This window comes from Devosia beringensis (assembly GCF_014926585.1).
GTDB lineage: Bacteria > Pseudomonadota > Alphaproteobacteria > Rhizobiales > Devosiaceae > Devosia > Devosia beringensis.
In genome coordinates this window covers 1,412,697-1,438,469 of sequence record NZ_CP045422.1, presented here as the reverse complement: position 1 = coordinate 1,438,469, position 25,773 = coordinate 1,412,697, and the positions used below count along the sequence as shown (strand labels likewise).

Below are 25,773 nucleotides of genomic sequence, written 5' to 3'. Positions count from 1 at the left end.
TGTAAACAAATTGCGAGGAGAATGACCAAGGGGAGAGGGTCATGGCCGCACAGGCCGCGCGCGCCGTCCGGCTCTGGACGCCCGAACTTGCCTGGGGGGAAAGGGCCAATGGTGAGTTCATCATCTGGCGCACCGATCCGCTCGGGCCTTATCCGGCCCGGCTCAACGAGCGGCTGATCCACTGGGCGCAAACGGCGCCTGACCGCATCTGGATGGCCGACCGCAGCGGCACCGGCCCCTGGCAGACCGTGACCTATGCCAAGGCGCTCGACCTGGTGCGGCGCATCGGCCAGTTCCTGCTGACCGCCGGCCTGTCGCTCGATCGCCCCTTGCTGATCCTCTCGGAGAACTCCATCGAACACGGCCTGATGGCCCTGGGCGCCCAGCATGTCGGCATTCCTTCGGCCGCCATTGCCCCGGCCTATGCCAGTGCCGCTTCCGACTATGCCAAGCTGCGCGAGATTGCCGGCCAGATCACCCCCGGCATGGTCTTTGCCGATGACGGCGCCAGCTTTGCCCCGGCTGTCGACGCGGCCTTTGGGCCGGCCATGGCCTTTGCCGCGGTGCACGACCTGCCCGCCGGCCGGGCCAATAGCCATCTCTTTGCGGGCATCGCCGCTACCGACCCCACAGAAGCGGTCGACGCCGCCTTTGCCGCCACCGGCCCCGATACGGTGGCCAAGTTCCTCTTCACCTCCGGCACGACCGGCTCGCCCAAGGCGGTGATCCAGACCCAGCGCATGCTCTGTGCCAATCAGGAAATGATCGCCGACTGCTACGCCTTTTTCCGCGACGAGCCGCCCGTCGTGGTCGACTGGGCCCCCTGGAACCACACCGCCAGTGGCAACAAGGTGTTCAACCTCACGCTCTACAATGGCGGCAGCTATTATATCGACCGCGGCAAGCCGACCCCGGCGCTGATGGGCCAGACCATTGCCAATCTGCGCGAGGTCGCCCCGACCTGGTATTTCAACGTGCCGGCCGGCTACGAAATGCTGGTCGGCGCCATGCGCGATGACGCGGCCCTGCGACAGAACTTCTTCTCGCGCCTCAACATGCTGATGTATGCCGGGGCGGGTCTGGCCCAGCATACCTGGGACGATCTGGTCGAGCTCTCCGAGGCGACCACCGGCACAGCCGTGCCCATGGGCACGGGCCTGGGCTCCACCGAAACCGGGCCCTTTGCCGTCTATTGCACCGAGCCGCAGGCCGGGCCGGGCAATATCGGCATTCCCGCCCAGGGCGTCACGCTCAAGCTGGTACCCCTGGATGACAAATACGAGCTGCGCCTCAAGGGCCCCAATGTCACGCCCGGCTACTGGAACAATCCCCAGCTGACCGCTTCCGCCTTTGACGCCGAGGGCTTTTACCGCATCGGCGACGCGGTCAAGTTCGCCGTGCCAGGCGATCCCCGGCATGGCTTCTATTTCGCCGGCCGCACGGCGGAGAATTTCAAGCTCAATACCGGCACCTGGGTGGCGGTGGGCGTGCTGAGGGCGCAGCTGGTCAACCAGTTCGGCGGCCTGATCCGCGACGCTGTCATTACCGGGGAAGGGCATAGTGCCCTGGGCGCCCTGGTCGTGCCCGTCATGCCGGCTCTGCGCGCGCTGGTCGCGGGCGGGGATGGCCTGTCGGACGTCCAGGTCCTGGCTCATCCGGCTGTCCGCGCCGCCCTGGCCGACAAGCTGGCCGCCCATCAGCGAGAGGCCACCGGCTCGGCCACCCGCATTACCCGCATCCTGCCCATGACCGCGCCGCTGCGCTTTGACAAGGGCGAGGTGACCGACAAGGGCTCGATCAATCAGCGCGCCGTGCTGGCGCTGCGCAGCGACCTCGTCGAAGCGCTCTATGGCGACGGGCCCGACGTCATCGAGGCCGCAAGGGAGACTGTCGCATGAAGCTTGAGGCAACCAGCGCCCTGGTCACCGGCGGCGGTTCGGGCCTGGGCGCAGCCACGGCGCGGTTACTGGCCCGGCACGGCGCCATGGTCCATGTCTTTGACCGCAACCGCGAGGCTGCCGAGGCTGTGGCTGCCGAGATCGGCGGCGTCGCCGTGTTTGGTGACGTGACCAGTGAGGCCGACGCCGCCGCGGCGCTGGATGTGGCCAATGCCGCCGGGGATGGACTGCGCATCCTGGTCAACTGCGCCGGCATTGGCCTGGCCGGCCGCATCCTGGGCAAAGCCGGGCCGCTGCCGCTGGCCGATTTCGAGACCGTCATCCGCATCAACCTGGTGGGCAGCTTCAACATGCTGCGGCTGGCCGCCGAGCGCATGGCGGGCCTGGCCGAGCGGGACGACAAGGCGCGCGGCGTCATCGTCAATACCGCCTCGGTCGCCGCCTTTGAGGGCCAGATCGGCCAGGCCGCCTATGCCGCCTCCAAGGGCGGCATTGTCGCCATGGCTTTGCCGGCGGCGCGCGAATTCGCCCGCTTCGGCATTCGCGTCAATACCATCGCCCCGGGCATCTTCATGACGCCGCTGCTGGCAAACCTGCCCACCGAGGCGCAGGAAAGCCTCGCCGCCGCCATTCCCTTCCCCGCCCGGCTGGGCGATCCGGCCGAATTCGCTGACGCCGTGCGCTTTGCCGTCGAAAACAACTATCTCAACGGCGAGGTCATCCGGCTGGACGGCGCCATCAGGCTGCAGCCCAAATGAGCTTTGCCGATCAGGCCAGCCGGACCCTCGCCATGCTGGCCTTGACCCCGGGCTGGGCGCGGCTGCAGGCCCTGCGCCCCGATTGCGATGACGCCACAGTCGCCATGCTGCTCGACGCCGCTGCCGGCTTTGCCGAAACCGCGCTGGCTCCGCTCAATCCGGTGGGCGACCAGATCGGCGCGCAGCTGGTGGAGGGCCACGTTGTACTGCCGCCCGGCTTTGTCCAGGCCTTTCATGCCTATGCCGAATCCGGCTGGCTGGGCATCGACGCCCCGGCTTCCTTTGGCGGCATGGATCTACCCATTACAATGCAGGCCGTCTGCGGCCCGCTATTCGATCGCGGCTGCATGGCGCTGATGATGGCCGCCGGCTCGATACGCGGCGCCATCCAGCTGCTGGCCGCCAGTGCCGACCCAGCCACGGCAGAAGAGTGGGGGCCCAGACTGGTCTCGGGCGAATGGGCCGCCACCATCTGCATTTCCGAGCCCGAGGCCGGCTCCGATATCGGCCGTATCCGCACCAAAGCCGAGCAGCGCGATGGCACCTGGCGGATCACCGGACAAAAGATCTGGATCTCCTTTGGCGATCACGACATGGCCAGCCGAATCGGCCACTGCCTGCTCGCCCGCAGCAATGATGAGCCCGGCACGCGCGGCCTCAGCCTCTTTCTCGTGCCCGACCATGTTGATGGGGCGCCCAATGGGGTGAGTGTCGAACGCCTTGAGGAAAAGCTGGGCCTTCATGCCTCGCCCACCTGCGCCATGCGCTTCCGCGCCGCCCAAGGCATTCTGCTGGGGGAAGAGGGAAGGGGGCTGAGCCAGCTCTTTGCCATGATCGAGCCGATGCGGCTCCATACCGGCTGCCAGGGCCTGGGCCTGGCCTCGGCCGCCGCCGATATTGCCGAGGACTATGCCGCCCAGCGCCGCCAGGGCGGGCGCCCCGACCAGGCGCCACCCCCCATTGCCCGCCATCCCGACGTGCGCCGGCAATTGCACGATATCCGCGCCGGCACCGAAATCCTGCGCGCCGCCGTGCTCGAACTGTCAACCGTGATGGACCTGGCGCGGCTCGAGAATGATGCGGGCCTCGGCGATCTGGCCAGCTTCATGCTGCCGCTGATCAAGACCTTCGGCGCCGAGACCGGCTTTGACGCCGCCCACGCCGCCATCCAGGTGCTGGGCGGGGCCGGCTATGTCCGAGACTGCCCGCTCGAACACTATCTGCGCGACGCAAGAGTCATGGCGCTTTACGAGGGCACCACTGGCATGCAGGCGCTCGATTTCCTCACCCGCCGCCTCTGGCGCGACGAGGGGCGGGGGCTGGCGGTCTTTCTCGCCCACGCCCGCAGCGAGCTGGCCACCGGTGCCGTTGCGCGACCGGAACAGGCTGCCAGGGTGGCGTCACTGCTCGACGATCTTGCCCTGCTGGCCCAGGCCATGACGGCCATGCAGAGCCAGCCCGACGCCGCGCTCTATCGCGCCGACAGTTTCATGCGGGCCGCCTGGGCCGCTGTTTCCGGCTGGATGGCCTTCCGCATCCATGCCGATGAAAGCCTCGCGCTGTGCCAGGCGCGCTTTGACCTGCACGCCGCCCGGTGCGCCTGATCGGCGCTGATTTTACCGCTTGACGACAGATTGTTTATTTCCGAATAATACACTCGTAAACAATGTCGGGCCGCATGACACCAGGGTTGAGGGACCCTTGGGCGCGGCGCCGGCGGGGGGAGAATCCACAGCTTGGCATTGGCTCTTGGCCCCCGTTTCGGGCTACAGCGCGCCGCATGGCCTGTCCCGCGCCCCTGGCGCCCTATGCATATCTGGAGAATTGATTGATGGCGGTCCGTAAGCTCGCTGACGAGGACGTGGATGGCATGGCCGGCAAGGCCGATGTCTCGCTGGGCGCCCTGGAGACGTCCGGCGGCTTCGTGCTGCGCATTGCCCAGCTCGCCGCCTTCGAGCGCTTCTTTGCCGTCTTCGGCGAGAGCGAGATCCGCATCTCCGAATTCACCGTGCTGCTGGCTTTGTCGGAAAATCCGGGCATTCGCCAGGGCGTACTGGCCGACGTGCTCAAGATCAAATGGTCCAACATGACCAAGCTGGTGCGCGCCCTCGAGGAACGCGGCCTGATCGCCCGCCACATTCCGCACGATGACCGGCGCTCCGTCGTGCTCAGCGTCACCGCTACCGGCAAAAACCAGGTCGATAGCTATGCCGACAAGATGTACCGCTCCGACCGGGAGGCGCTCGCCATGCTCGATGATGCCGAACATGCCCAGCTGATCGCGCTGTCGCGCAAGATCGCCGGCTGGCCGGAGCTCAAGTGATGGCGGGCCCGATGAACCTCGACGACATCGTCGCCATCGACTTCCACACCCATGCTGAGGAAGCCTGCGGCATGCATGCCGATGACGGCTATGACGACCTCCAGCATGCCATGGCGCACTATTTCCATTCCCCCTTCAAGACCCCGCCGACCATTCCCGAAACGGCCGCCTATTACCGCGAGCGCCGCATCGCCGCGGTGATCTTTGCCGTCGATGCCGAGGCCGCCACCGGCCATCGCCGCTACAATAACGAGGATGTGGCGACGCTGGCGGCCGAGCATTCGGATATCCTGATCCCCTTTGCCTCGATCGATCCGGCCAAGGGCAAGATGGGGGTGCGCGAGGCGCGCCGCCTGGTCGCCGATTTCGGCATACGTGGTTTCAAGTTCCACCCCACCTACCAGGCCTTCTACCCCAATGACCGGGCGGCCTATCCGCTCTACGAGGCCATCCAGGAGGCCGGGGTGCCGGCTCTGTTCCATACCGGCCAGACCGGCGTGGGCGCGGGCATGCGCGGCGGCTATGGCCTGCGGCTGAAATATTCCAACCCGCTCTATATCGACGACGTGGCGGCCGACTTTCCCGATCTCAAGATCATCATGGCCCACCCTTCCTTCCCCTGGCAGGAAGAGGCGCTGGCCGTCGCCACCCACAAGCCCAATGTCTATATCGACCTGTCGGGCTGGTCGCCGAAATACTTTCCGCCGATCCTGGTCAAATACGCCAACAGCCTGCTCAAGGAGCGCATGCTGTTTGGCTCCGACTGGCCTGCCATCCTGCCCGATCGCTGGCTGGCCGATTTCGACAAACTCGACATCAAGCCGGAGGTTCGTCCCTTGATCCTCAAGGAGAACGCACGCCGCCTGCTCGGAATCTAATGACAAGACCGCGCCAAGCGGCACGACACTAGAAACCATGTGAGCGACCGCCGCGCGGTCGCGGGAGGACATCAATGAACCGACTTTTCAGAATGCTTTCTGTGGTCTCGCTGGCGGCGCTCGCCGCCGGCACGGCCGATGCACGCGAACTGCGCCTGGCCCCCGGCACGCCCCCGGTGCATCCGGCGGTCGATCCGCTCTACAACAGCTTCATGGAACTGCTGCCCGAGGAAACCGGTGGCGAGTTGACCGGGGTGATGATCGGCCCCGAAGTGGTGGGGATCGGCGCGGCCAAGCAGGCGCTGCAGTCCTCGCTGTCCGAGGTGGGCAATCTGCTGCCGCTCTTCGTGCCGGCCGACCTGCCCAATACCGCCCTGATGGGTGACCTCTCATTCCTGGCCACCACGCCCCATGCCATGGGCGCGGCGATGACCGAATATGTCGTCACCTGCCAAGAATGCCAAGCCGAGTTCAAGGCCATGGGTGGCGTCTTTGTCGGCGCCGGCTCGTCCGACATTTATCTGGTCATGTCCACCAAGCCGGTCAATTCCCTGGCCGACATGCAGGGCCTGCGTCTCCGCTCGGGCGGCGCCCCCTATGCCCGCTGGGCCGAAAAGCTCGGCGCCGCACCGGCCCAGGTGCCGGTGAGCGACCAGTTCGAAGCCATCTCCCAGGGCGTGCTCGACGGCACCATGGCCTCGATTTCCGACCTGATCTCCTATCGCCTCGTCGACGTCATCAAATATCTCATCGACGTGCCGCTGGGCACCTACCACACCACGTCCAACTTCACCGTGGCCTCGGCCGCCTGGGCGGAAATGACCCCCGAACTGCGCGAGGGCTTTGCCCGGGCCGCCAACCGCTCCAGCGCGCTGTTCACCCAGAGCTGGGGCTATGACCGGGCCGCTGCCGCCCGCCAGGCCGCGCTCGACGCCGGCATCGAGATCATCCCGGCCAGCCAGGACCTGCTCGACGCCACCAATGAGTTCCGCTTCAGCGACATTCCTGACGCCGTCGCCGTGGCCGAAAGCCAGCTCGGCGTCACCGATGCGGCCGCCAAGATCGCCCGCTTCCAGGAGCTGGTCGAGAAGTGGACGGCGCTGACCGACGCTGCCGATGGCGATGTCGATGCCATCGCCGCCGCCGTGCAGGAACAGGTCTGGGACAAGGTGGACTGGTCCACCTACGGCCTCTGATTGCCCGGCCCGCGGGTGAGCTTTCATCCGCGGGCCGCCTGTTGCCGATCGTCTTGAGGGAGAAGGACCGTGCGCGAACGGCTTGATAGACTGGTCAACGCGATCACCAGCGGCCTGGCCTTGCTGGGCGCCGTCGGCGTCATGGCCATGCTGGTGCACATCACCCTCTACGTCATCCTGCGCAACTTCGCCTCGGCACCCATTCCCGCCACGGTCGAGATCGTCTCCTACTACTACATGGTCGCCATCGCCTTCCTGCCGCTGGCCTGGGCCGAGCGGCGCGGCGACATGATTTCGGTCGAGATCTTCAGCCATTTCCTGGTCGGCCGCATCGGCCGCATCAACGCGGTCTTTGTCTCGGTCGTGACCTTTGCCGCCTATCTGGTGCTGACCTACACCACCTGGACGGTCGCCATGCGCCAGTTCACCGCGGGCAGCTATGTCATCTCGCTCAGCGTCGCCGTCCCGGTCTGGCCGAGCTATTTCATCCTGCCGCTGGCCTTTGCCCTTGCGGCCCTGGTGGCCCTTTATCGCGGCGTCATGCCGCCGCTGCCCGGAGCCGCCAAATGAATGTCACTTTGGGCCTTGCCGCGCTCGCCGTCCTCTTCCTGCTGCTCGCTTTGCAGGTGCCCATTGCCATCGCGATGATCGTGGTCTCCTTTGCCGGGGTCTGGCTCATGCTGGGCCTGGCGCCCGCCATCGGCGTGCTGGCCAATACCCCCTATGAGTTCATCGCCAGCTGGACCCTGTCGGCCGTGCCCATGTTCCTGCTGATGGGCTTTGTCGCCTTTCATGGCGGGCTCACCGCCGGCCTGTTCGACGCCGCCAAGGTGGGCCTGCGCAAGGTGCCCGGTGGGCTGGGCATCGCCGCCATCGTCGCCTGTTCCGGCTTTGCCGCGGTCTGCGGCTCGAGCCTGGCCACCGCCGCCTCCCTGGGCCGCATCGCCATCCCCGAAATGGTTCGCGCCGGCTACAAGCCCTCTATTGCCGCCGGCACGCTGGCCGCCGGCGGCACCATTGGCGCGCTGATCCCGCCCTCGATCCTGATGATCATCTATGGCGTCTTTGCCGAAACCTCGGTCACCCAGGTGTTCATGGGCGGCATTTCCGTCGGCCTGCTGACCGCGCTGAGCTATGCCATCGTCATCCTGCTGATCGCTTTTTTGCGCAAGGACATCATCCCCGCCGAAGTCGAAGGCATCGAGCACCTCGAAACCAGCCAGGTGCTGCGCGCCGTCTGGCCCATTCTGGTGCTGATCGCTTTGGTGTTTGGCGGGCTGTTTTCCGGCCTCTTTACCGCTACCGAGGCCGGCGCCGTCGGCGCCGCGGGCGCCCTGGTACTGGTCGCGCTCACCGGCAGACTCAACTGGGACGTGCTGCGCCAGTCCATGCTGGAAACCCTGGCCACCTGCGCCTCGCTCTTCATCATCGGCGTCGGCGCGGTGATGTTCACCCGTTTCCTCGGCCTCAGCGGCGTCGCGGGCCTCGTCAGCGGCGCCGTCCAGGCCTCCGACCTCAACTATGTCCAGCTCATGGTGGTCATCGTGGTGATCTACCTGGTCCTGGGCATGTTCATGGAGCCCTTCGGCGCCATGCTGGTGACGTTGCCGGTCCTGCTGCCGGTGCTGCAGGCACACGACATCAACCTGGTCTGGTTCGGCGTCTTCCTCGTCAAGCTGCTCGAAATCGGCATGATCACCCCGCCGCTGGGCATGAATGTCTTCGTCATCCGCAACGTGGCGGGCAAATATGCCAGCCTCACCGACGTCTTCAAGGGCGTGACGCCCTTCCTGGCCGCCGATCTGGTGCTGGTGGCGATCCTGATCGCCTTCCCCGCCATCGTGCTCTTCCTGCCCCAGGCGCTCGGCTAGCCGCGGCGCTGACCCAGGGCGCAGAAAAAAGGCGAGCCCGGGGGCTCGCCTTTTCATCGGACTATCGGGCCGGCAGCAGGTCCACGCGTCCTGCCGGGACCTAGCGCGCTTCGGCGACGGCGCTGTCGGTCAGCAGGCCGAAATCATTGCCCCAGGCATTGCGAATATAGCTGCCGATCTCGGCGATCTGCGTGTCGCTGAGCCGATTGCCGAAGGCGGGCATATAGCCAAAGCCATGCACCAGCGTATTGGCGACGAAGTCGGCATCGGCCAGCTTGGCATTGCCGGCCAGCGCGGGCGCCGAGACGCCCTGACCAGCGGCACCGTGACAGCTGGCGCAGGTGGCATTGTACTGGGGCAGGCCCAGATTGAGCACGGCGGCAAGGTCGGAATCCGCGGTCACGGCGGCATCGGCGGCCGCCTCGTCATCGGCAGCCGTGCCGTCGGCCGCAGGCTTGCCGGTATTGGGATCTTCGAACTCCTGCACATTGGCGCCGCCCGCGGCGCTGGGCGCCTGGTTGAAGTCGTTGTCCGTGACCACGCCGATCGAGCCGCCCTCTTCGCCATAGGCAAAGCGCAGGATGGCGCCCGGATTGTGCAGCACCGAGGTGCTGAGCTCGTCGCCGAACTTCTGCGCTGCCGAGCCGAAGGCATCGGTGGCGATGAACACCGTCTTGCCATCGGGCGAGACCAGCACGTCGCGATAGCGGTTCTGCGTGCTCAGCCAGGCTTCCGGCAGGCCATCGGCGCTCTGTCCGTCTGCGCCCAGCTGCTGCACATAAAGCGTACCATGCTTGAGCGTGGGGATGAGGACGCTATTGTCCCATTCGGCAATGCCGTCTTCGCCGGCGGCATAATACAGCACCGAGCCCGGTGCGATGGTGGGGTCGCAGATATAGCCGCAGATCTCGCCGATCGGATAATCATCGGCGACCACGAAATAGGCCGCCAGCGGATCGACCATGGTGCCGGTGAACTCGCTTTCCTCGAACTGCGGCACGCTGTCGGGCAGCGGGTCGGTATTCTGGTCGACATCCGCGGGCGCCTCGCTCCAGTTGATATAGCGATAGGCCTGGTCGTCGATGAAGCCCGACACATCGGGCCAGCCATAATTGCCGCCCGGCGCAATGATGTTGAGCTCGTCGCCGCTGGCCGGGCCATGTTCGGTCTCGTACAGCGTGCCGTCCGGCCCGAAGGCCAGCCCCTGCGGATTGCGGTGGCCATAGCTGTAGACATGGCTCCTGACGCCCTCGATCTCCGGATTGTCCTCTGGGATCGAGCCGTCAAGATTGAGTCGCAGGATCTTGCCGGCATAGCTGTGCCAGTCCGACGCCGCGACCTCATCCTGGGTCGGCAGCGCCTGGGCCAGGTTGGGCTTGCGGAAATTGCGGCCGAAATTGTGGCCCTGCTCGCCGATGGAATAGTAGAGCGCGCCATCGGGTCCGAAGACCACGCGGCCGGCATTGTGGTCGTCACCGGCCGGCAGGCCTGCAATGATGATCTCTGGCTCACCCAGCTGCAGCGTCTGGTCGTTCCAGCTATAGCGCACGATCTGCGCCTGGGGCACCGGCGCCTCGGCCGTGCCGGTATTGATGGTATAGCTGAGATAGACATAGTCATTGCCCGTGCCCTGACCGAGCTCGGGATGCAGCGCCAGGCCGAGCAGGCCCTCGTGCTGGGGGCCGCTATAGACATCGGCAATGGTCAGCACGACCTGCTGCGCGCCCGAAACGGGATCGACCCGGGTTACTTCCCCGCCGGTGCGCTCGGTCACCCAGATCTGGTTGTCCGGACCCCAGCGCATCGCCCAGGGATTGTCGAGGCCGGTGGTCAGCACGCGTCCGGCAAACAGGCTGCTGTCCCCCGAGGTGATCTCGATCGGGGTCACCTGGGCCAGGGCCGCGCCCGACGATGCCAGCGCCGCGCTGGCCAGCACGCAGCCGGTCAGCAGCCGGGCCGTTGCCGAGGCGCGAAAACGGCGAGCCTTTGCCTGTGTCGCAATGGTCATGAATGGGTCCTTCTGATTTTGGGTTTGCTCACCAGCCGGAGGCGGTGAACGAATGGCGAGACGCAGCCAGACCGGCAATCCGCGCAGAAACTCGAAAGCCCTGACCGGCAGATGCACTGGATTTGCGCTGTAAAACCAACGTCCGTCCCGCCAATAGGTTGCGGCGCCAGCGTTTTTCCGTCCCGGCGGCCACGGGCGCCGGCTTTTTTCCGCGCTGATGGCTCCCTCTGGCGCTTCAGGCGTTGGTGCTGGCGGCAGCGGCCTCATTGTCCCGGCTGGACAAGCTGCGCTGCCCCTGCAAGGCATGGGGCATCAGGATGGAGATCAGTTGTGAGTGTAGCCTTCACCAAGGAAGACAGTGCCGAGACCGCGGCCGAGACCATGCTGCCCGATCGCCCGATTTCGGCGGCGCCCAACCTGGTCACCGCTGCCGGGTTGGCGGCGCTGCAGACCCAGTTCGACGCCGCGCGCGCGGCCTATGACGCCGCCAGTGCCATCGAGGATGTCAATGAGCGCCGCCGCCAGGGGGCCGCGCCGCTGCGCGACCTGCGCTACTTCGCCGAACGGCTGCGCACCGCCCAGCTGATGGCCCCGCCGGCCTCGACTGATGTGGTTGCCTTTGGCCATACCGTGACCTATCGCCGCGACGACGGGGTCGTGCAGACCTATGCCATCGTGGGCGAGGACGAGGCCGATCCGGCTTCCGGCTCGATGTCCTATGTGGCGCCGGTGGCGCAGCGCCTTGCCGGCAAGGCCGTGGGCGAGTTTGTCGAGCTGGGTGAACGCGAGCTCGAGATCATCGCCATTGCGTAGCGCCGGCGCGCCGGGACCGGCCGTGCCTCAGGCGCTCTGGTGCACATCGCCGGTCGGGGCAGACCGTCGCTTTTCCACCTTCTGGTCGAGCGCGCTGCGCAACTGGGCGCTCGGGGTAAACACCACCGTGCTGCGCGGCAGGATGCGGTGTTCGGTGCCGGTGCGCGGATTGCGGCCCAGCCGCTCGGCGCGTTCGCGCACCTGCAGCGAGCCGAAGGCCGTCAGTTTGACATTTTCCGATGCCATCAGGGCCTCGCCCATCAGGGTGAACATGGCTTCAGCCACAGTCGCGACGTCGGCCTTGCCCAATCCAGTGCTTTTGGCTGCGGCCTCGACGAGCACGGCACGCGTAATGGTTCTGGTCACGGCGTTCATTCTCCTCCGGTCTTAAATTCATAGGAAGAATTTAAGCCGCTGTCCAGACACGGACGCGACAGAACAAACATGAACCAACCCATCAAGTTTATTGACATATCTTAGAATGATTATAAGCTGAGGCCACATTCTGATCCTGTGATTCAGCTATCGGATAGCGGCGCCCCGCCGCCGCTGCCCGCAGAAAGGTCCCAAGTGCGCCTGACCCGCCAGTCCAACTATGCGATCCGAGCCCTCGTCTATTGTGCCGTCAATGAGCCCGGGCTCAGCCGCGTGGCCGACATCGCGCGCGCCTACAATATTTCTGAGCTCTTTCTGTTCAAGCTGATCAAGCCGCTGGTCGAAAATGGCCTGCTCGCCACGGTGCGTGGCCGCCATGGCGGCATCAAGCTGGGCAAGCCGGCCGAAGACATCACCCTGCTCGATACCATCCGCCTGACCGAAGAAAACTTCGCTTTGGCCGAGTGTTTCGAGGATGGCGCCGATTGCCCGCTGATCGGCGAATGCGATCTCAATGGCGCGCTGCGCGAGGCGCTTGGGGCGTTCTTTGAGGTCCTGTCGCAGCACACCATTGCCGATCTGGCCAGCAAGAAGCGCTCGATCCGCGACCGCCTGGGCCTCACCACCATGGCCGCCGTGATGGAGCCGGCCCACTAAAGCCGCGACAGACGAGCTGAGCAGCTGCTCAAAGTAATATGAGTTTGACACTCATGTTTGATTATGGTTCTCTGTCATCACCAGCGGCGCAGTCGTGGTCGAGTTCTCGACCGCCCCAGCCGCCGCCGTGTTGACGGGGCTTGCTGCTACCGTCTTCCCCGGCTGGTCAGGGTCCTCAACGCCCTGGCCAGCCTTTTCGTCTCTGCCGACTGCAGGGCAGGGCGGCAGCAAACCAGCCTTCCCTTTATGCCGCGCCTATGCTTTACCCGCGCCATGGCTGCAGCACCCCTTCTTTCGCTTCAAAATATCAAACTGACCTTCGGTGGCACGACCCTGCTCGAGGGCGCCGAACTGATTGTCTCGCCCGGCCAGCGCATCGCGCTGGTGGGCCGCAATGGCTCGGGCAAGTCGACCCTGCTCAAGATCGCTTCCGGCGACGTGGCCCACGATTCCGGGCTGCGCTTCGTCGAGCCCAGCGCCACCCTGCGCTACCTGCCGCAGGAGCCCGATCTCTCTGCCTATGCCACCACGCTCGACTATGTCGAAGGCGGCCTCGGGCCAGGCGATGATGAATATCGCGCGCAATATCTGCTGAGCTCGCTCGGCCTGACCGGCGCCGAAGATCCCAAGACCCTCTCGGGTGGCGAAGGCCGCCGCGCTGCTCTGGCGCGCGTGCTGGCCCCCAAGCCCGATATCCTGCTGCTCGACGAGCCGACCAACCATCTCGATCTGCCCGTCATCGAATGGCTGCAGTCCGAACTCGATTCCATGCGTTCGGCCATGGTGCTGATCAGCCATGATCGGCGCTTCCTCAGCGATCTGACGCGCTCGACCGTCTGGCTGGATCGCGGCGTCACCCGCCGTCTCGACAAGGGCTTCGGCCATTTCGAGGAATGGCGCGATACCGTGCTCGAGGAAGAAGAGCGCGACCGCCACAAGCTCGATCGCCAGATCGTGCGCGAAGAGCATTGGGTGCGCTATGGCGTCACCGCCCGCCGCAAGCGCAATGTCGGCCGCATGGAGCGCCTGGCCGGCCTGCGCACCGATCGGCGCGAACAGCGCAAGGTCACCGGCTCGGTCAATATGCAGGTTGCCGAGGGCCGCACCTCCGGCGCCCTGGTGGTGGAAGCCGAAAACATCTCCAAGACCTATGGCGAGCGTACCATTGTCGCCGATTTCTCGACCCGCGTGCTGCGCGGCGACCGTATCGGCATTGTCGGCCCCAATGGCGCCGGCAAGACCACGCTGATCAAGATGCTGACCGGCTCGCTCAAGCCCGATACCGGCACCATCAAGCTGGGCTCCGCCTTGGAGCTGGCCATGCTCGATCAGGGTCGCGCCAAGCTCGATCCCGATACCCGCCTGCGCGATGCGTTGACCGGCGGCGGTTCCGATACGCTCCAGATCAACGGCCAGCCCAAGCATGTCGTGGGCTATATGAAGGACTTCCTGTTCAACCCCGAACAGGCCAATACCCCAATCGGCAAGCTCTCCGGTGGCGAGCGCGCCCGCGTCGCTCTGGCCCGCGCTTTGTCGCTGCCGTCAAACTTCCTGGTGCTCGACGAGCCCACCAACGATCTCGATCTTGAAACCCTCGACCTGCTCGAGGAAATGGTTTCCGAATATGCCGGCACCGTCGTCGTGGTCAGCCATGATCGTGACTTCCTCGACCGCGTCGCCACCTCGGTGATCATTGCCGAGGGCAATGGCGGCTGGACCGAATATGCCGGCGGCTATTCCGACATGGTGATCCAGCGCGGCGAGGGCGTGCAGGCGCGCAGCGTCGCCAAGGCGCATCGCCCCGGCAAGACCTCCATGGCGCCCATTGCTTCGGCCACGCCCATGGCCAAGCGCAAGATGAGCTTCAAGGAAAAGCACGCCCTCGAAACCCTGCCCAAGCAGATCGAGGACATCGAGGCCCAGATCGCCGCCATCAATGCCACGCTGAGTGGCCGCGATTTCTATACCAAAGATCCCGAAGGCTTTGCCCAGAAGTCCAAGGACCTGCTCGCCGCCGAAGCCAAGCGGGCCAAGGCCGAAGAGCGCTGGATGGAACTCGAACTGCTGCGCGAGGAACTAGAAGGCTAGGGCTGAGCGTCCCAGTCGAATACCGGCTCAAGCAGCGCCTGAAGCCCCTCGGTTTCCCCGCCGATGCGCCGCAGCAGCAGTGAGCCGAGCAGCCTGCCGGCGCCGGTAAAGTCCTCGAACACCGTCTCGGCACCCGGCCGGAACTGGGCGAAGAGCTGCGAGGACTGCTTGGTCACCACATGCACGTCGCGGCCCACCGTCAGGCCCGCTTCGGCAATGCCGCTGATTACCGCCAGCGCCGAGACTTCCGAGGCGCAGACCCAGCCATCCGGACCGTCCGGGCGCTTGGTGCGCTTGATCACATAGCTGCGGATGGCATCGGTGGGGCTGCCCAGATTGACGTCGGCGGCGAACTGATGCTCGATCCCGGCATCGGCGGCGGCTCGCGCCACCCCGGCCTTGAGGTGCTCGGTATAGGTCAGGGCGCTGTCGGGCAGCACGATGGATACGCGCCGGCAGCCCTTTTCCACCAACCGTTGCACCGCGCCATAGGCATAGGCCTCATTGTCGAAATCGACAGAGGGATGCGCCTCCGGCCAGTTGCTGCGGCCATGGCTGACAAAGGGAAAGTCGCTGTCGATCAGGAAGCGGATGCGCTCGTCAAAGGCTTCCGACTTGGAAAAGATCACCCCGTCGGCCATGCGGTTGCGCACGATATGCTTGATCGGCTCGATCGGCGCCACATTGCGGAACAGCGGCGTGATGACCAGGTGAAAGGCCGTGCCGCGCAGCGCCTCGGTCAGCCCGCCGACAATGGCATTGCCAAAGCCATAGATCTGCTCGTCCGGCTCGAGCACCAAAGCGATCACATTGGTGCGGCCGGTCTTGAGGCGCAGGGCCGCGCGGTCGGGCAGGTAGCCCACTTCGGCGGCCACCTTTTGCACTAGGTCCCGCGTTTCCTGGCTGAGCTCGGGCGCATTGTTGAGGGCGCGCGAAATCGTGGTAACGGCAAAGCCGGTCATCTGCGCAATGGTCTTGAGCGTCGGCTTGCCCGACGGCTTGACGCCGCGCGTGCCCTTGTCGGGCTTTGGATCGTCTTCGGACACTCTCGTTTCCCCTCGGCTCGCCTTGCATGGCGAGGCATATTGTGGGGGTCGACATCACCAGATTGTGCGCCCCAGCACAAGCGTCTGAAACGTTTGCACGCTGCCGGCGCGATTGCGGCAAAACCTGACCGAATGTGTCCGGTTTGCGTTTTGCGACCAAAGTCGAGCAGGTTTTTTCCGCTTTTCTGCATTCTGCGATGGTCGGGGTGCTAGCTTTGCCGCCCAAACGGGCTTATGTTTTGCCCATTGCATCGGTAATCGCCGATGTTGTGTCGACGCCAACCCGCAGGAGAGGAATGAAGATGACCCCATCCAATACCTTCACCATCCATGCCGGTACCACGCGCGTACGCACCCACCTGCAAAGCGTAAAACGCTGGCAAGGGTTCTGTCTCAGCAAACGAATGTAACGCGTCACGCATTCGTCTCACTAATCCGATAGACCCCAAGCGTCGCCGGCCCGGATGGAGCACCAGCTGCCCATTCCGCCTCGTCGTCCCGACACGCAAGTAGAGATTCTACCATGCAGGAAAGCAAGTTAGACCGGGCCAAGGCCCACAAGCCCATCGTCATTGAAGTGGCCGGCGAGCCGCTCGGTGTCGTGGTTCCCCATGACAGCGGCTATCGGTTTCTCGCCGTCAAGCTGCCCGCCTTTGCCATCGATGGCCAGCTCTTTGACACCGTCGAGCAGGCGCATTTCGCCGTCTCCCAGGCCGTCCGCCAGACCGGCACCGCCGCCTGAGGCAAGCCCGAACAGCAACGCCGGAACCCAAGGTTCCGGCGCGCTTTCAGTCATCATTGGTCGAATTGAGCTCGCTGGGCCGCTTGCCCTCCGCCATGGGCGGGGGTGGATCGAGCGCCACCTCGACCGCATCGGCCAGGGCGTCGATATCGATCGTCCCGTCCTGGCCCTGACGCTGTAGTTCGGCGGCCAGCGCCGTCGCTATGGCCTGTCGACGCAGGCCCGGTTCGCTATCCATTGCCATCGATGGAAATTCCCTGATCGTCCATGCGAATCTCAACGCCCGGCTGGGCCTGCTGCTGCTGGTATGAGTAGATGCCAAAGCCGACGATCGCGATCAGCAAGATTGCGATCACGGCATATAGTCCATTGCGGGTCATGAGAACTCCTGACGCTTGTTCGAGAAGGAACAACGTCCCAGCGCGATATTGGTTCATCGCTGCTGGTTCTGGTCATCATGCGTTCAGGCCTGTGACGCGATGCCGACCAAAGCCATCACCAGGGCCGTGACGCCGATCGCCAGCCGGCCCGAATTGTCGATGATGATCGGATCGATTCCCCGCGGTACGGCCGGGCTCTCGCGCGCCAGCCGGGCGGTGATCTGGTCGCCGCCTTCCCGTCCCAGCCCGATCAGCCGCTGGGCCCGCAGCGAGATCTCGGCGGTGACCAGCACCACCGCGCAGGCGGGATATTTGGCGCAGGCTTCGGCGACGGCATGGCGCGCCACGCTGGCCACCACCACCTTGCCCAGACTGAGATCGGTATCGACGCTGATCGGCAGGCCGTAGCGCCGGTTATGCGCATCCCAGCACAGGCAGAACCGCCCGCCCAGCTCGGCCTTGGCGAAGTCTTCCGGCGCCATGCCGTCATGCTCGTCGGGATCTGTCCCCGGGGCGCGCGCCACCACGCGCTGCACGAAGACAAAGCGCTGGTCATTGCCTAGCGCGTTTCGTGCCCCCTCGATAATCGTCTTCTTGCCAACCCCCGAAGGGCCAACCACCAGCACCAGTGAACCGAGGGGTCGCGCCATGGATTAGCTGACCCTCTGCCCTTGTCGCCACACGCCGCGCACCATGGGCAGCCCGGCGATCACCCGCACCCGTACCAGGTCGGCGCGCTTGCCTATGGCGATCTCGCCCCGGTCGTGCAGGCCCGCCGCCCGGGCCGGATTGGCCGTCACCGTCGCCAAAGCCGCCGACAGGCCAAGCCCTTCCACCCGCTCGGGCAGCACAAAGGCCGCCTGCAGCAGGGCATAGGGCACATAATCCGAACTCAGAATGTCCAATAGTCCCGCCCGCACCAGATCGGTCGCCGAGATATTGCCAGAATGCGACTTGCCGCGCACCACATTTGGCGCGCCCATCAGAATGGCGAGGCCGCCATCATGGGCGGCGGCCGCCGCCTCCAGCGTCGTGGGGAATTCGGCAATGGCGACGCCGTCCTCGATGCCCTCTTCGACATGGGCCAGCGTGGCATCGTCATGGCTGGCCATGGCCAGGCCCGACGCCTGCGCCCGCGCCACCAAAGCCCGCCGATTGGGGCCGGCATAGCGCTCGTGCTGGGCGAGGGCCGCGGCCAGATAGCGCTCGGTTTCTTCGCTCGTGACGCCCAGCTGCTTGGCATAAAAGAGCTTGTAGGCGTCCATCGAGGTGAACTGCCGCTGGCCCGGCGTATGGTCCATCAGCGAGATCAGCCGCGTCGTCGGATGGTCGCTGAGCGCCTCGAAATGCTCCACCACATCGGCGCTGGGCAGTTCGCAGCGCAGGTGGATCAGGTGCTCGGCTCGCAGCCAGCCGGCATCGCGCGCCCCGCGCACCGCCTCCACCATGCCGCGGGCATGACCGAACATGTCGGGCAGGTCCAAGTCCGAGCCGATGCGCACCGCATCGAACACCGTGGTAATGCCCGAGCCGGCAATCTGCACGTCATGGGCATGCAGCGCCGCCATCGGATCCCAGAACACGCCCGGCCGCGGCCGGTAGTGGTTTTCCAGGTGATCGGTATGCAGTTCCACAAGGCCCGGGATCAGGTAGTCGCCGTCGAAATCCTCGCCCTGCGCCATGGCGCCACCGGCGATACCGGCAATCACCCCGTCGGCAATAGCCAGACTGCCCTCGATCACGCTGTCGGCCAGCACGATGCGGGCATTGCGGAAGACGGCCTGGCTCATGGAGTGCTGCCCAGCTTGAAATCGGCAATGCGGTTGAACGGCGTGCCGGCATCCGGCTCGTGATAGAGCGCCAGCCGGTCCAGCACCAGCGGCGCGTCGAGCACCGGGGCAAACCAGGTGGTGGCGGCCTGGGTGATCTCGGCTGAAGCGGCGGGATCGAGCCGGTCGCTCAGCGTCATGTGGAAGCGGAACTCGTCGAACACATAGGGATAGCCATAGGCGTCGAGCAGCTCGAGCTGACGTGCACTCAGATTGCGGCTCGCCCGTGCGGCGCGATCCTTGGCTGACATCGGCGCGCGGAACAGGTCGAACCGCTCCACCACATGGGCCGCCAGATCCTGCAGCCCGTCATTGTCATCCACCAGCAGCGCCAGAAAGCCGTCCAGCCCGGCCAGGCGCGGTTTGCCCAGATTGACCGGCTCATGCTCGCTGGCAAATTTGCTCAGCTCGGCGCGCAGATCGGCCTCGCTGGCGCCCTCGACCAGCGCCATGGGCGCCTTGAGCGTGGCGTGGAAGCCATAGCGATTGGCCGATTGGGTGAGGTTGAGCAGCCGGTCGCGATCGATGCCGGCCACCGGCCCGGCGAACAGCTCGCCATCGCTGCAATCGCGCCCCAGCCAGGTGGCGGCGCGCTCCCACAACTCGCTGGTCGCGGACGGGGCATAGTAGATTGCGAATCGTTCTGTCATCGGAACTCCTTGACCTGCCGCTAGCCATAGTATGTGTCGGCCGTTTGACACAGGCCATGCTCTTGCTGCTGGCTAGACCTGCCCGCGCCGAATCGCAAGCCGAGAGAGATCATGGACACTACCCTGCTCGAGCAGATGTTCCACGCTGCCGTCGCCCAGGCGCAGCCGGCTTTGGCCGTGGCGCAGAACCTGCCGCCGCGCCCGCGCGGCCGCACCGTGGTCATCGGCGCCGGCAAGGCATCAGCGCAGATGGCGCGGGCCTTCGAGCTGGCCTGGACCGGTCCGATCTCGGGCCTGGTGGTCACCCGCTATGGCTATGCCGAGGCCTGCGAGCGCATCGAAATCGTCGAGGCGGCCCATCCGGTCCCCGACGAGGCCGGCTTTCTGGCTGCCCGTCGCATCATGGAAACCGTCTCGGGCCTGGGGCCCGATGACCTCGTGGTGGCGCTGATCTCGGGCGGCGGTTCCAGCCTGCTGCCGGCCCCCGCGCCGGGTCTGACGCTCGATGACGAGCAGGCCATCAACCGGGCCCTGCTCGCCTCGGGCGCGCCCATTGCGGTGATGAACCTGATCCGCAACCAGTTCTCCACCATCAAGGGCGGGCGCCTGGCGGCGCGCTGCGCGCCGGCGCGGGTCGCGACCTTGGTCGTGTCCGATGTGCCGGGCGACGATCCGGCTTTGGTGGCCTCCGGCCCCACCATTCCCCTTGCCGGCACCCGCTCGCTCGCGCGCAAATATGTCTCGCTCTACCGCATCGACCTGCCGGCCAGCGCCCAGGCGCTGCTGGCGGGCGAGGACAATCCGGCGCCGCTGGCCGGCGATCCCAGACTGGCGCGCAACACCGTGCGCACCATTGCCTCGGCTGCCCTGTCGCTCGAAGCCGCCGCCACGCTGGCGCGCAGCAAGGGGATCGAGGCGGCCATACTGTCCGATTCCATCGAGGGCGAGGCGCGCGACGTCGCCCAGGTCCATGCCGCCATCGCCAAGGAAATCCTCACCCGCAACCGCCCCTTTGCCAAGCCGGTGGTGCTGCTGTCCGGCGGGGAAACCACCGTGACGCTGCGCGGCAAGGGCCGGGGCGGGCGCAATGGCGAATTCCTGCTGGCTTTGGCCATTGCCATCGATGGCGCCGAGGGCATTTCCGCGCTGGCCGCCGATACCGACGGCATTGACGGCTCCGAGGACAATGCCGGCGCCTTTGTCGATGGCGGCACGGCCACGCGCCTGCGCCATGCCGGCATCGATCCGCTGGCGGCTCTGGCCAATAACGACGCCTATACCGCCTTCAGGGCCATTGGCGACCTGCTGGTGACCGGCCCCACCGGCACCAATGTCAACGATTTCCGCGCCATAATCGTGCGCTGAGCCGGGCGCCCGAAAAAATCATACAAATCCCCTTGGCAGAGCCGGGCCGGCTCTGTTCTATACGCCCGACTTTTTCCCCAGGAGCCAGACCATGGCCAAACGCAAGATCGCCGTCATTGGCGTGGGCAAGATAGCGCAGGACCAGCACCTGCCGGTGATCGAGAATTCGCAGGATTTCGAGGTGGCCGCGACCGTCTCGACCCGCGGGCTGGCCCATAACGGCCTGCCCGTGTTCAAGACACCCGCCGAGCTCTATGCCGCCATGCCCGAGATCGGTCTCGTGTCGATCTGCACCCCGCCCGGCATCCGCCATCAATATGTCCGCGAGGCACTCGATGCCGGCAAGGACGTGATGATGGAAAAGCCCCCCACCACCACCATTTCCGAGCTCGACGACCTGATCGCCCATGCCGGCCGGCTCGATCGCGTGCTCTACCAGACCTGGCACAGCCAGTATAATCCGGCCGTCGACCGGGCCAAGGCGATCCTGGCCGAGCAGGGCGTCACGGCCGCGCGCATCGATTGGCGCGAAAGCGTGCGCAAATGGCATCCCGGCCAGGACTGGGTGTGGGAGCCGGGCGGCTTCGGCGTCTGCGATCCCGGCATCAATGCCCTCTCGATCTTCACCAAGGTCATGCCCTATCCGGTCTTCGTCGCGGCCAGCAAGCTGACCTTCCCGGCCAATCGGCAGACCCCCATCGACGCCGAGATCACCTTCAAGTCCGGCCAGGCGCACCAGCCGGCTTTGTCGGCGGGCTTCAACTGGCTCGAGGAGAATGGCGAGATCTGGACCATCCGCTTCGAGACCGGCACGGGTGATGTCGTCCGGCTCGAGGGCGGCGGGCGCACGCTGCGCGTCAATGATGAGGTCGTGCTGCAGCATGGCGATGGCGAATATGCCGCCATGTACGACCACTTTGCCGATCTGCTCGACCGGCACCAAACCGATGTCGACGCCGCGCCGCTGCGGCTGATGGCCGACGTCTTCCTGATGGGCGCCCGCGTGAACGGGCCCGATTTCGAGTGGTAGGCTGACGCCACCCCTCCCGCAGAGGAGGGGTGGCTTTAGGGCTTACTGACCAGCGTCGGTCAGCAGTTTGAGCTCGTCATCGGCCAGCTTGAGCCGCACGCCTTTGGCGAGGCTCTGCACCTGTTCGACCGATGTAGCCGAGGCGATCGGGGCGCTGACGCCCTTCTGGGCCACCAACCAGGCTAGCGACACTTCGGCCGGGGTGGCGTCATGGGCCGCCGCGACGGTGTCGAGCGCGGCCAGGATGGCCAGACCCTTGGCGTCGAGATATTTCTCCGCCCCGCCGCCGCGCGGCGATTTGCCGAGATCGGCCTTGCTGCGATACTTGCCGGTCAGAAAGCCGGCGGCGAGGCTGTAATAGACCACCGTGCCGAGCTCCTGTTCGGCCACCACATCGGCCAGGGCCGCGAATTCGGCGCGGTCATAGAGATTGAAGCGTGGCTGCAGCACATCATAGCGCGGTAGCGTCTTGACGATGGCAGTCTGCTGGGCGTCGCGGACCATCTGCGCGCTATAGTTGGAGGCGCCGAGCACCCGCACCCGGCCCGAGCGGACCAGCGGATCATAGGCGCCGAGCGTTTCTTCATGGCTGGTCTCCGGATCCGGCCAGTGGCTGAAATAGAGGTCGATATAGTCGGTCTGCAGCCGCGCCAGCGAGGCTTCGACGCCGTCATGGATGGCCTGGGCGCTGAGCCCGCCCGGCTTGTTGGCCGAATTGACCTTGGTGAAGATATGCAGCGCCTCGCGATTGCCGCGCGCCTTCATCCACTTGCCGATGATCGTCTCGCTCATGCCGGGCGGATTGCCGGGCACCCAGTTGGGATAGCCTTCGGCCGTATCGATGGCGGTAAAGCCGGCATCGACATAGGCGTCGAGTATCTTGAAGCCTTCGGCCTCATCCACGGTCCAGCCGAAGACATTGCCCCCCAGCACCAGCGGTTCGATGACAAGTTCACTGCGTCCGAGCGGTCGGCGGTCCATGCTGCGTCTCCATTCGCTATTGTCTGGTCTCAACGTCCGGCGCCGTCATCGGTTCGTTTGCCGGTACGCGCGGGGCGCACCAGGCGAGGGCATGATTGATGGCGTAGAGCGAGCCGTCGAGCGCAATGTGATTGGCCGGCACGGGCGTGCCGTCGGCCGGCTCGAGATAGGCTACGGCACCGTTGCGCAGATTGTCCAGCACCCAGGCGGTGTCGCCGCTCAGCCTTGAGCCATAGGGCTGGCTGGGCAGGGCGACGAAGCTGCGGGTCTGCTTGTCCACGGTGATGGCCCATACAACCGCATCGCCCTGCGTCCGGCTGGTATGGATATAGATGCCGGTGGAAAAATCATCCTCGCAGCGCACGGCGATGCAGGCGAAAGTGGTTGTCGTCGAGCCGAGGGCGCAGCCCAGCGTGGCGCGATCGCCTTCCCCGGGCAGGGGCGAATAGTGCCAGCCGGCCTCCTGCGCGGCCAGGCTCGTTCCGGCCAGCAGGCCGAGCAGCAGCACCGCGCTCAGTTTTCGGGTTCGATGAGATCCCATTTGTTTCCATAGAGGTCTGCAAACACGGCCACCCAGCCATAGGGCTCATGCCGCGGCGCTTCGAGGAAGGTGACGCCCTGCGCGACCATGTCGGCATGGCTGCGGGCAAAGTCGTCGGTTTCGATAAAGCCCATCACCCGGCCGCCGGTCTGGTTGCCCACGGCCTTGTCCTGCACGGGGCCATCGGCTTTGGCCAGCAGCAGCCGGGCGCCGGCGCCGTCGGCCGGCCCGATCACGACCCAGCGTTTGCCGCCGCCCATGTCGGTATCGGCCAGCACGGCAAAGCCCAGCCGGTCACGATAAAAAGTGATCGCGGCATCATAGTCGGCGACCACCAGGGTCATTGTGGCAATGGTCTTTGTCATGGGGCTATGGATCATCAGGCTCGGCGGGTGGTCAAGCGCCAAGCGGGGCGGCCGAACGGATCGGCAGCTAACCGTCCATTGTTGTGGATTTGTCTTCCAGGCGTCATCAGATTGACCAATTGGTCAAACTCCCCCATTGCGCTCCCTTGGATTCTAAGCTTTGTTGACGCCCAAGCCCCGGTTGGCAAGCCGGGTGCATAAAACTGTTCGGGAGACAACAATCATGAAATTGATGAAGACGCTGCTCACAGCGACGGCCATTATGGCGCTCGCTGCCGGCGCCGCCCAGGCCAAACAGCTGGTCTATTGCTCGGAAGCTTCCCCTGCCCATTTCGATCCCGGTCCGCTGACTGGCGGCAATGACTTCGACGCGAGCTCGCACACGATCTATAGCCGTCTGGTCGAATTTGCTCCCGGCGGTACCGAAGTGACCCCCGCCCTGGCCGAAAGCTGGGAAGTCTCGGCCGATGGCCTCGAGATCACCTTCAAGCTGCGTCCGGGCACCAAGTTCCAGACCACAGACTATTTTACCCCCACCCGCGACCTCAATGCTTCTGACGTGATCTTCACGTTCGAGCGTCAGTGGAAGGAAGACAACGCCTGGTACGCCTATCTCGAAGGCATGACCTGGGACTACTTCCAGGGCATGGACATGCCCAAGTACCTCAAGGAAATCGTTGCCGTTGACGACCTGACGGTCAAGTTCGTGCTGAACGAACCAAACGCACCGATGCTGGCCAACCTGGCGATGGATTTCGCCTCGATCGTCTCCAAGGAATATGCCGACAAGCTCGAAGCTGAAGGCAATATGGCGGCGTTCTCGACCCAGCCGATCGGCAATGGTCCGTTCCAGTTCGTCGACTACCAGCTCGATACCGTCATCCGTTATGCCGCCTTCCCCGACTACTGGGATGGCAAGCAGCCCATCGATGACCTGGTTTTCGCCATCACCACCGACCAGTCGGTCCGTGCCCAGCGCCTGCTGGCCGGCGAATGCGATATCATGCCCTATCCGGCGCCTGCCGATATCGCCACGCTCCAGGCCGATCCCAACCTGACCGTCATGGAACAGGAAGGCCTCAATATCGGCTACATGTCCTACAACGTGACCGAAGCCCCGTTCGACAACGTCAAGGTCCGCAAGGCCCTGACCATGGCGATCGACAAGGCTGCGATCATCGAGGCCGTGTACCAGGGTGCCGGCCAGGACGCCAAGAACCTGATCCCGCCGACCATGTGGTCCTATGACGACACCACGGAAGCCGACAAGTATGATCCGGAAGCTGCCAAGGCCCTGCTGGCCGAAGCCGGCGTGACCGAGCTGACCACCGACCTGTGGGCCATGCCCGTCTCGCGTCCATACAATCCCAACGCCCAGCGCGTTGCCGAACTGATCCAGGCTGACTGGGCCGCTGTCGGCGTCACCGCCAATATCGTCACCTACGAATGGACTGAATACCGCGAGCGCGGCAAGCAGCCCGACCGCAAGGGTCCGTTCCAGATCGGCTGGACCGGCGACAATGGTGATCCGGACAACTTCTTCGCCACCCTGTTCTCGTGCTCGGCCATCGGCGTGTCCAACTACTCCAACTGGTGCAACGAGGACTTCGAAGCCCTGATCCAGGAAGCCAAGACCACCCCGGATCAGGCCAAGCGCACCGAGCTCTACACCAAGGCCCAGGAAATCTTCAAAGCTGAAGAGCCCGCCATGACCCTCGCTCATTCGCGCGTGTTCATGCCCATGAAGAAGACCGTCACCGGCTATGCCATGAGCCCTCTGGGCAACCATAGCTTCAAGGGCGTCGACATCGCCGAGTAAGGCTTTGCGATAGTCTGCAAACAGGAGCCTCGATCCGTATCGCTCGGAACGAGGCTCCACTATTTCGAGCAAGGCCATGAGGCGCCAGCAAATGGCGCCCGCCAAAGGGCCGAGCCACCTCAGGAAACGCGAGCATTCTGACCCCATCGGTGGTCCATTG

Annotated in this window: 26 protein-coding genes; 15 read left to right on the top strand and 11 right to left on the bottom strand. The window is 65.2% G+C overall.

Annotation, left to right across the window (positions count from 1 at the left end):
• Positions 1-41 precede the first annotated feature (41 nt).
• The 8 genes from GDR53_RS06960 (at position 42) to GDR53_RS06925 (ending at position 8,924) form a co-directional block, all read left to right on the top strand.
• The gene (locus GDR53_RS06960) at positions 42-1,898 is read left to right on the top strand and encodes a feruloyl-CoA synthase (protein WP_193337339.1); all 1,857 of its coding nucleotides are present in this window, start codon (positions 42-44) and stop codon (positions 1,896-1,898) included.
• A complete protein-coding gene (locus GDR53_RS06955) occupies positions 1,895-2,656 on the top strand; it encodes an SDR family NAD(P)-dependent oxidoreductase (protein WP_193337338.1) in 762 nt (253 codons plus the stop codon). Before GDR53_RS06960 ends, GDR53_RS06955 begins: the two co-directional genes overlap by 4 nt.
• A complete protein-coding gene (locus GDR53_RS06950) occupies positions 2,653-4,260 on the top strand; it encodes an acyl-CoA dehydrogenase family protein (protein WP_193337337.1) in 1,608 nt (535 codons plus the stop codon). Before GDR53_RS06955 ends, GDR53_RS06950 begins: the two co-directional genes overlap by 4 nt.
• Positions 4,261-4,487: 227 nt before the next feature.
• Positions 4,488-4,979, top strand: coding sequence for a MarR family winged helix-turn-helix transcriptional regulator (locus GDR53_RS06945; protein WP_193337336.1), 492 nt, complete (start codon positions 4,488-4,490; stop codon positions 4,977-4,979).
• Between the two features lie 11 nt (positions 4,980-4,990).
• Entirely contained in the window at positions 4,991-5,857 is an 867-nt protein-coding gene (locus GDR53_RS06940; RefSeq protein ID WP_193338005.1) for an amidohydrolase family protein, read from the top strand.
• Between the two features lie 74 nt (positions 5,858-5,931).
• On the top strand, positions 5,932-7,053 hold the full coding sequence (locus GDR53_RS06935; RefSeq protein ID WP_193337335.1) for a C4-dicarboxylate TRAP transporter substrate-binding protein: 1,122 nt from the start codon (positions 5,932-5,934) through the stop codon (positions 7,051-7,053).
• A gap of 69 nt (positions 7,054-7,122) precedes the next feature.
• Positions 7,123-7,623 (top strand): TRAP transporter small permease, encoded by a 501-nt coding sequence (locus tag GDR53_RS06930; RefSeq protein WP_210321409.1) that lies wholly within the window; start codon positions 7,123-7,125, stop codon positions 7,621-7,623.
• On the top strand, positions 7,620-8,924 hold the full coding sequence (locus GDR53_RS06925; protein WP_193337334.1) for a TRAP transporter large permease: 1,305 nt from the start codon (positions 7,620-7,622) through the stop codon (positions 8,922-8,924). Before GDR53_RS06930 ends, GDR53_RS06925 begins: the two co-directional genes overlap by 4 nt.
• A 100-nt stretch (positions 8,925-9,024) precedes the next feature.
• Here the strand turns inward: GDR53_RS06925 and GDR53_RS06920 are convergent, their stop codons facing one another.
• Complete coding sequence (locus GDR53_RS06920; RefSeq protein WP_193337333.1) at positions 9,025-10,932, bottom strand: glucose/sorbosone family PQQ-dependent dehydrogenase; 1,908 nt, start codon at positions 10,930-10,932, stop codon at positions 9,025-9,027.
• Positions 10,933-11,262: 330 nt separating this feature from the next.
• Between GDR53_RS06920 and greA the strand changes: the two genes are divergently transcribed.
• Positions 11,263-11,745, top strand: coding sequence for a transcription elongation factor GreA (gene greA / locus GDR53_RS06915; protein ID WP_193337332.1), 483 nt, complete (start codon positions 11,263-11,265; stop codon positions 11,743-11,745).
• 27 nt (positions 11,746-11,772) lie between these two features.
• On the opposite strand, the gene GDR53_RS06910 is transcribed toward greA, so the two are convergent.
• The gene (locus GDR53_RS06910) at positions 11,773-12,111 is read right to left on the bottom strand and encodes an HU family DNA-binding protein (RefSeq protein ID WP_193337331.1); all 339 of its coding nucleotides are present in this window, start codon (positions 12,109-12,111) and stop codon (positions 11,773-11,775) included.
• A gap of 204 nt (positions 12,112-12,315) precedes the next feature.
• Between GDR53_RS06910 and rirA the strand changes: the two genes are divergently transcribed.
• The gene (rirA, locus tag GDR53_RS06905) at positions 12,316-12,777 is read left to right on the top strand and encodes an iron-responsive transcriptional regulator RirA (RefSeq protein WP_193337330.1); all 462 of its coding nucleotides are present in this window, start codon (positions 12,316-12,318) and stop codon (positions 12,775-12,777) included.
• Positions 12,778-13,050: 273 nt separating this feature from the next.
• Positions 13,051-14,865: an ABC-F family ATP-binding cassette domain-containing protein gene (locus tag GDR53_RS06900; protein WP_193337329.1), complete on the top strand. Its 1,815-nt coding sequence runs from the start codon at positions 13,051-13,053 to the stop codon at positions 14,863-14,865.
• On the opposite strand, the gene GDR53_RS06895 is transcribed toward GDR53_RS06900, so the two are convergent.
• The gene (locus tag GDR53_RS06895) at positions 14,862-15,911 is read right to left on the bottom strand and encodes a LacI family transcriptional regulator (protein ID WP_232846752.1); all 1,050 of its coding nucleotides are present in this window, start codon (positions 15,909-15,911) and stop codon (positions 14,862-14,864) included. The two genes, GDR53_RS06900 and GDR53_RS06895, sit on opposite strands and share 4 nt — an antisense overlap.
• 523 nt (positions 15,912-16,434) lie before the next feature.
• Between GDR53_RS06895 and GDR53_RS06890 the strand changes: the two genes are divergently transcribed.
• The gene (locus GDR53_RS06890) at positions 16,435-16,653 is read left to right on the top strand and encodes a hypothetical protein (RefSeq protein WP_193337328.1); all 219 of its coding nucleotides are present in this window, start codon (positions 16,435-16,437) and stop codon (positions 16,651-16,653) included.
• 46 nt (positions 16,654-16,699) lie between these two features.
• Here GDR53_RS06890 and GDR53_RS06885 read toward each other — a convergent pair whose 3' ends face one another.
• From GDR53_RS06885 to GDR53_RS06865, 5 genes are all read right to left on the bottom strand, one after another.
• Entirely contained in the window at positions 16,700-16,897 is a 198-nt protein-coding gene (locus GDR53_RS06885; protein ID WP_193337327.1) for a hypothetical protein, read from the bottom strand.
• A complete protein-coding gene (locus GDR53_RS06880) occupies positions 16,884-17,033 on the bottom strand; it encodes a hypothetical protein (protein WP_193337326.1) in 150 nt (49 codons plus the stop codon). The genes GDR53_RS06885 and GDR53_RS06880 overlap by 14 nt, the downstream gene beginning before the upstream one ends.
• Positions 17,034-17,116: 83 nt before the next feature.
• Entirely contained in the window at positions 17,117-17,683 is a 567-nt protein-coding gene (locus GDR53_RS06875) for a phosphonate metabolism protein/1,5-bisphosphokinase (PRPP-forming) PhnN (protein ID WP_193337325.1), read from the bottom strand.
• 3 nt (positions 17,684-17,686) lie between these two features.
• Positions 17,687-18,823, bottom strand: a complete 1,137-nt coding sequence (locus GDR53_RS06870; protein ID WP_193337324.1) for an alpha-D-ribose 1-methylphosphonate 5-triphosphate diphosphatase — start codon at positions 18,821-18,823, stop codon at positions 17,687-17,689.
• A complete protein-coding gene (locus tag GDR53_RS06865) occupies positions 18,820-19,512 on the bottom strand; it encodes a DUF1045 domain-containing protein (protein ID WP_193337323.1) in 693 nt (230 codons plus the stop codon). The genes GDR53_RS06870 and GDR53_RS06865 overlap by 4 nt, the downstream gene beginning before the upstream one ends.
• Positions 19,513-19,623: 111 nt before the next feature.
• Here GDR53_RS06865 and GDR53_RS06860 point away from each other — a divergent pair, with 111 nt between their 5' ends.
• Positions 19,624-20,877 (top strand): glycerate kinase type-2 family protein, encoded by a 1,254-nt coding sequence (locus GDR53_RS06860; RefSeq protein WP_193337322.1) that lies wholly within the window; start codon positions 19,624-19,626, stop codon positions 20,875-20,877.
• A 91-nt stretch (positions 20,878-20,968) separates the two neighbouring features.
• On the top strand, positions 20,969-21,907 hold the full coding sequence (locus GDR53_RS06855; protein ID WP_193337321.1) for a Gfo/Idh/MocA family protein: 939 nt from the start codon (positions 20,969-20,971) through the stop codon (positions 21,905-21,907).
• A gap of 42 nt (positions 21,908-21,949) precedes the next feature.
• On the opposite strand, the gene GDR53_RS06850 is transcribed toward GDR53_RS06855, so the two are convergent.
• The 3 genes from GDR53_RS06850 to GDR53_RS06840 are packed head-to-tail and all read right to left on the bottom strand — an operon-like array spanning position 21,950 to position 23,794.
• A complete protein-coding gene (locus tag GDR53_RS06850; protein ID WP_193337320.1) occupies positions 21,950-22,888 on the bottom strand; it encodes an aldo/keto reductase in 939 nt (312 codons plus the stop codon).
• A gap of 16 nt (positions 22,889-22,904) precedes the next feature.
• Positions 22,905-23,429, bottom strand: coding sequence for a hypothetical protein (locus tag GDR53_RS06845; RefSeq protein WP_193337319.1), 525 nt, complete (start codon positions 23,427-23,429; stop codon positions 22,905-22,907).
• Positions 23,402-23,794: a VOC family protein gene (locus GDR53_RS06840; RefSeq protein WP_193337318.1), complete on the bottom strand. Its 393-nt coding sequence runs from the start codon at positions 23,792-23,794 to the stop codon at positions 23,402-23,404. The genes GDR53_RS06845 and GDR53_RS06840 overlap by 28 nt, the downstream gene beginning before the upstream one ends.
• 223 nt (positions 23,795-24,017) lie before the next feature.
• On the opposite strand from GDR53_RS06840, the gene GDR53_RS06835 reads away from it, so the two are divergent.
• On the top strand, positions 24,018-25,613 hold the full coding sequence (locus GDR53_RS06835) for an ABC transporter substrate-binding protein (RefSeq protein ID WP_269802205.1): 1,596 nt from the start codon (positions 24,018-24,020) through the stop codon (positions 25,611-25,613).
• The last annotated feature ends 160 nt before the right edge of the window (positions 25,614-25,773 follow it).

Bases quoted from the DNA above. Each gene is read 5' to 3' on its own strand.
- GDR53_RS06920 (WP_193337333.1), bottom strand. From the start codon at position 10,932: ATGACCATTGCGACACAGGCAAAGGCTCGCCGTTTTCGCGCCTCGGCA.
- GDR53_RS06865 (WP_193337323.1), bottom strand. From the start codon at position 19,512: ATGACAGAACGATTCGCAATCTACTATGCCCCGTCCGCGACCAGCGAG.
- GDR53_RS06835 (WP_269802205.1), top strand. From the start codon at position 24,018: ATGAAATTGATGAAGACGCTGCTCACAGCGACGGCCATTATGGCGCTC.
- GDR53_RS06935 (WP_193337335.1), top strand. From the start codon at position 5,932: ATGAACCGACTTTTCAGAATGCTTTCTGTGGTCTCGCTGGCGGCGCTC.
- GDR53_RS06950 (WP_193337337.1), top strand. From the start codon at position 2,653: ATGAGCTTTGCCGATCAGGCCAGCCGGACCCTCGCCATGCTGGCCTTG.
- GDR53_RS06880 (WP_193337326.1), bottom strand. From the start codon at position 17,033: ATGACCCGCAATGGACTATATGCCGTGATCGCAATCTTGCTGATCGCG.
- GDR53_RS06900 (WP_193337329.1), top strand. From the start codon at position 13,051: ATGGCTGCAGCACCCCTTCTTTCGCTTCAAAATATCAAACTGACCTTC.
- GDR53_RS06890 (WP_193337328.1), top strand. From the start codon at position 16,435: ATGCAGGAAAGCAAGTTAGACCGGGCCAAGGCCCACAAGCCCATCGTC.
- GDR53_RS06870 (WP_193337324.1), bottom strand. From the start codon at position 18,823: ATGAGCCAGGCCGTCTTCCGCAATGCCCGCATCGTGCTGGCCGACAGC.
- GDR53_RS06945 (WP_193337336.1), top strand. From the start codon at position 4,488: ATGGCGGTCCGTAAGCTCGCTGACGAGGACGTGGATGGCATGGCCGGC.
- GDR53_RS06940 (WP_193338005.1), top strand. From the start codon at position 4,991: ATGAACCTCGACGACATCGTCGCCATCGACTTCCACACCCATGCTGAG.
- GDR53_RS06955 (WP_193337338.1), top strand. From the start codon at position 1,895: ATGAAGCTTGAGGCAACCAGCGCCCTGGTCACCGGCGGCGGTTCGGGC.
- GDR53_RS06850 (WP_193337320.1), bottom strand. From the start codon at position 22,888: ATGGACCGCCGACCGCTCGGACGCAGTGAACTTGTCATCGAACCGCTG.
- GDR53_RS06960 (WP_193337339.1), top strand. From the start codon at position 42: ATGGCCGCACAGGCCGCGCGCGCCGTCCGGCTCTGGACGCCCGAACTT.
- GDR53_RS06885 (WP_193337327.1), bottom strand. From the start codon at position 16,897: ATGGCAATGGATAGCGAACCGGGCCTGCGTCGACAGGCCATAGCGACG.
- GDR53_RS06845 (WP_193337319.1), bottom strand. From the start codon at position 23,429: ATGGGATCTCATCGAACCCGAAAACTGAGCGCGGTGCTGCTGCTCGGC.
- GDR53_RS06840 (WP_193337318.1), bottom strand. From the start codon at position 23,794: ATGACAAAGACCATTGCCACAATGACCCTGGTGGTCGCCGACTATGAT.
- GDR53_RS06860 (WP_193337322.1), top strand. From the start codon at position 19,624: ATGGACACTACCCTGCTCGAGCAGATGTTCCACGCTGCCGTCGCCCAG.
- GDR53_RS06925 (WP_193337334.1), top strand. From the start codon at position 7,620: ATGAATGTCACTTTGGGCCTTGCCGCGCTCGCCGTCCTCTTCCTGCTG.
- GDR53_RS06875 (WP_193337325.1), bottom strand. From the start codon at position 17,683: ATGGCGCGACCCCTCGGTTCACTGGTGCTGGTGGTTGGCCCTTCGGGG.
- GDR53_RS06855 (WP_193337321.1), top strand. From the start codon at position 20,969: ATGGCCAAACGCAAGATCGCCGTCATTGGCGTGGGCAAGATAGCGCAG.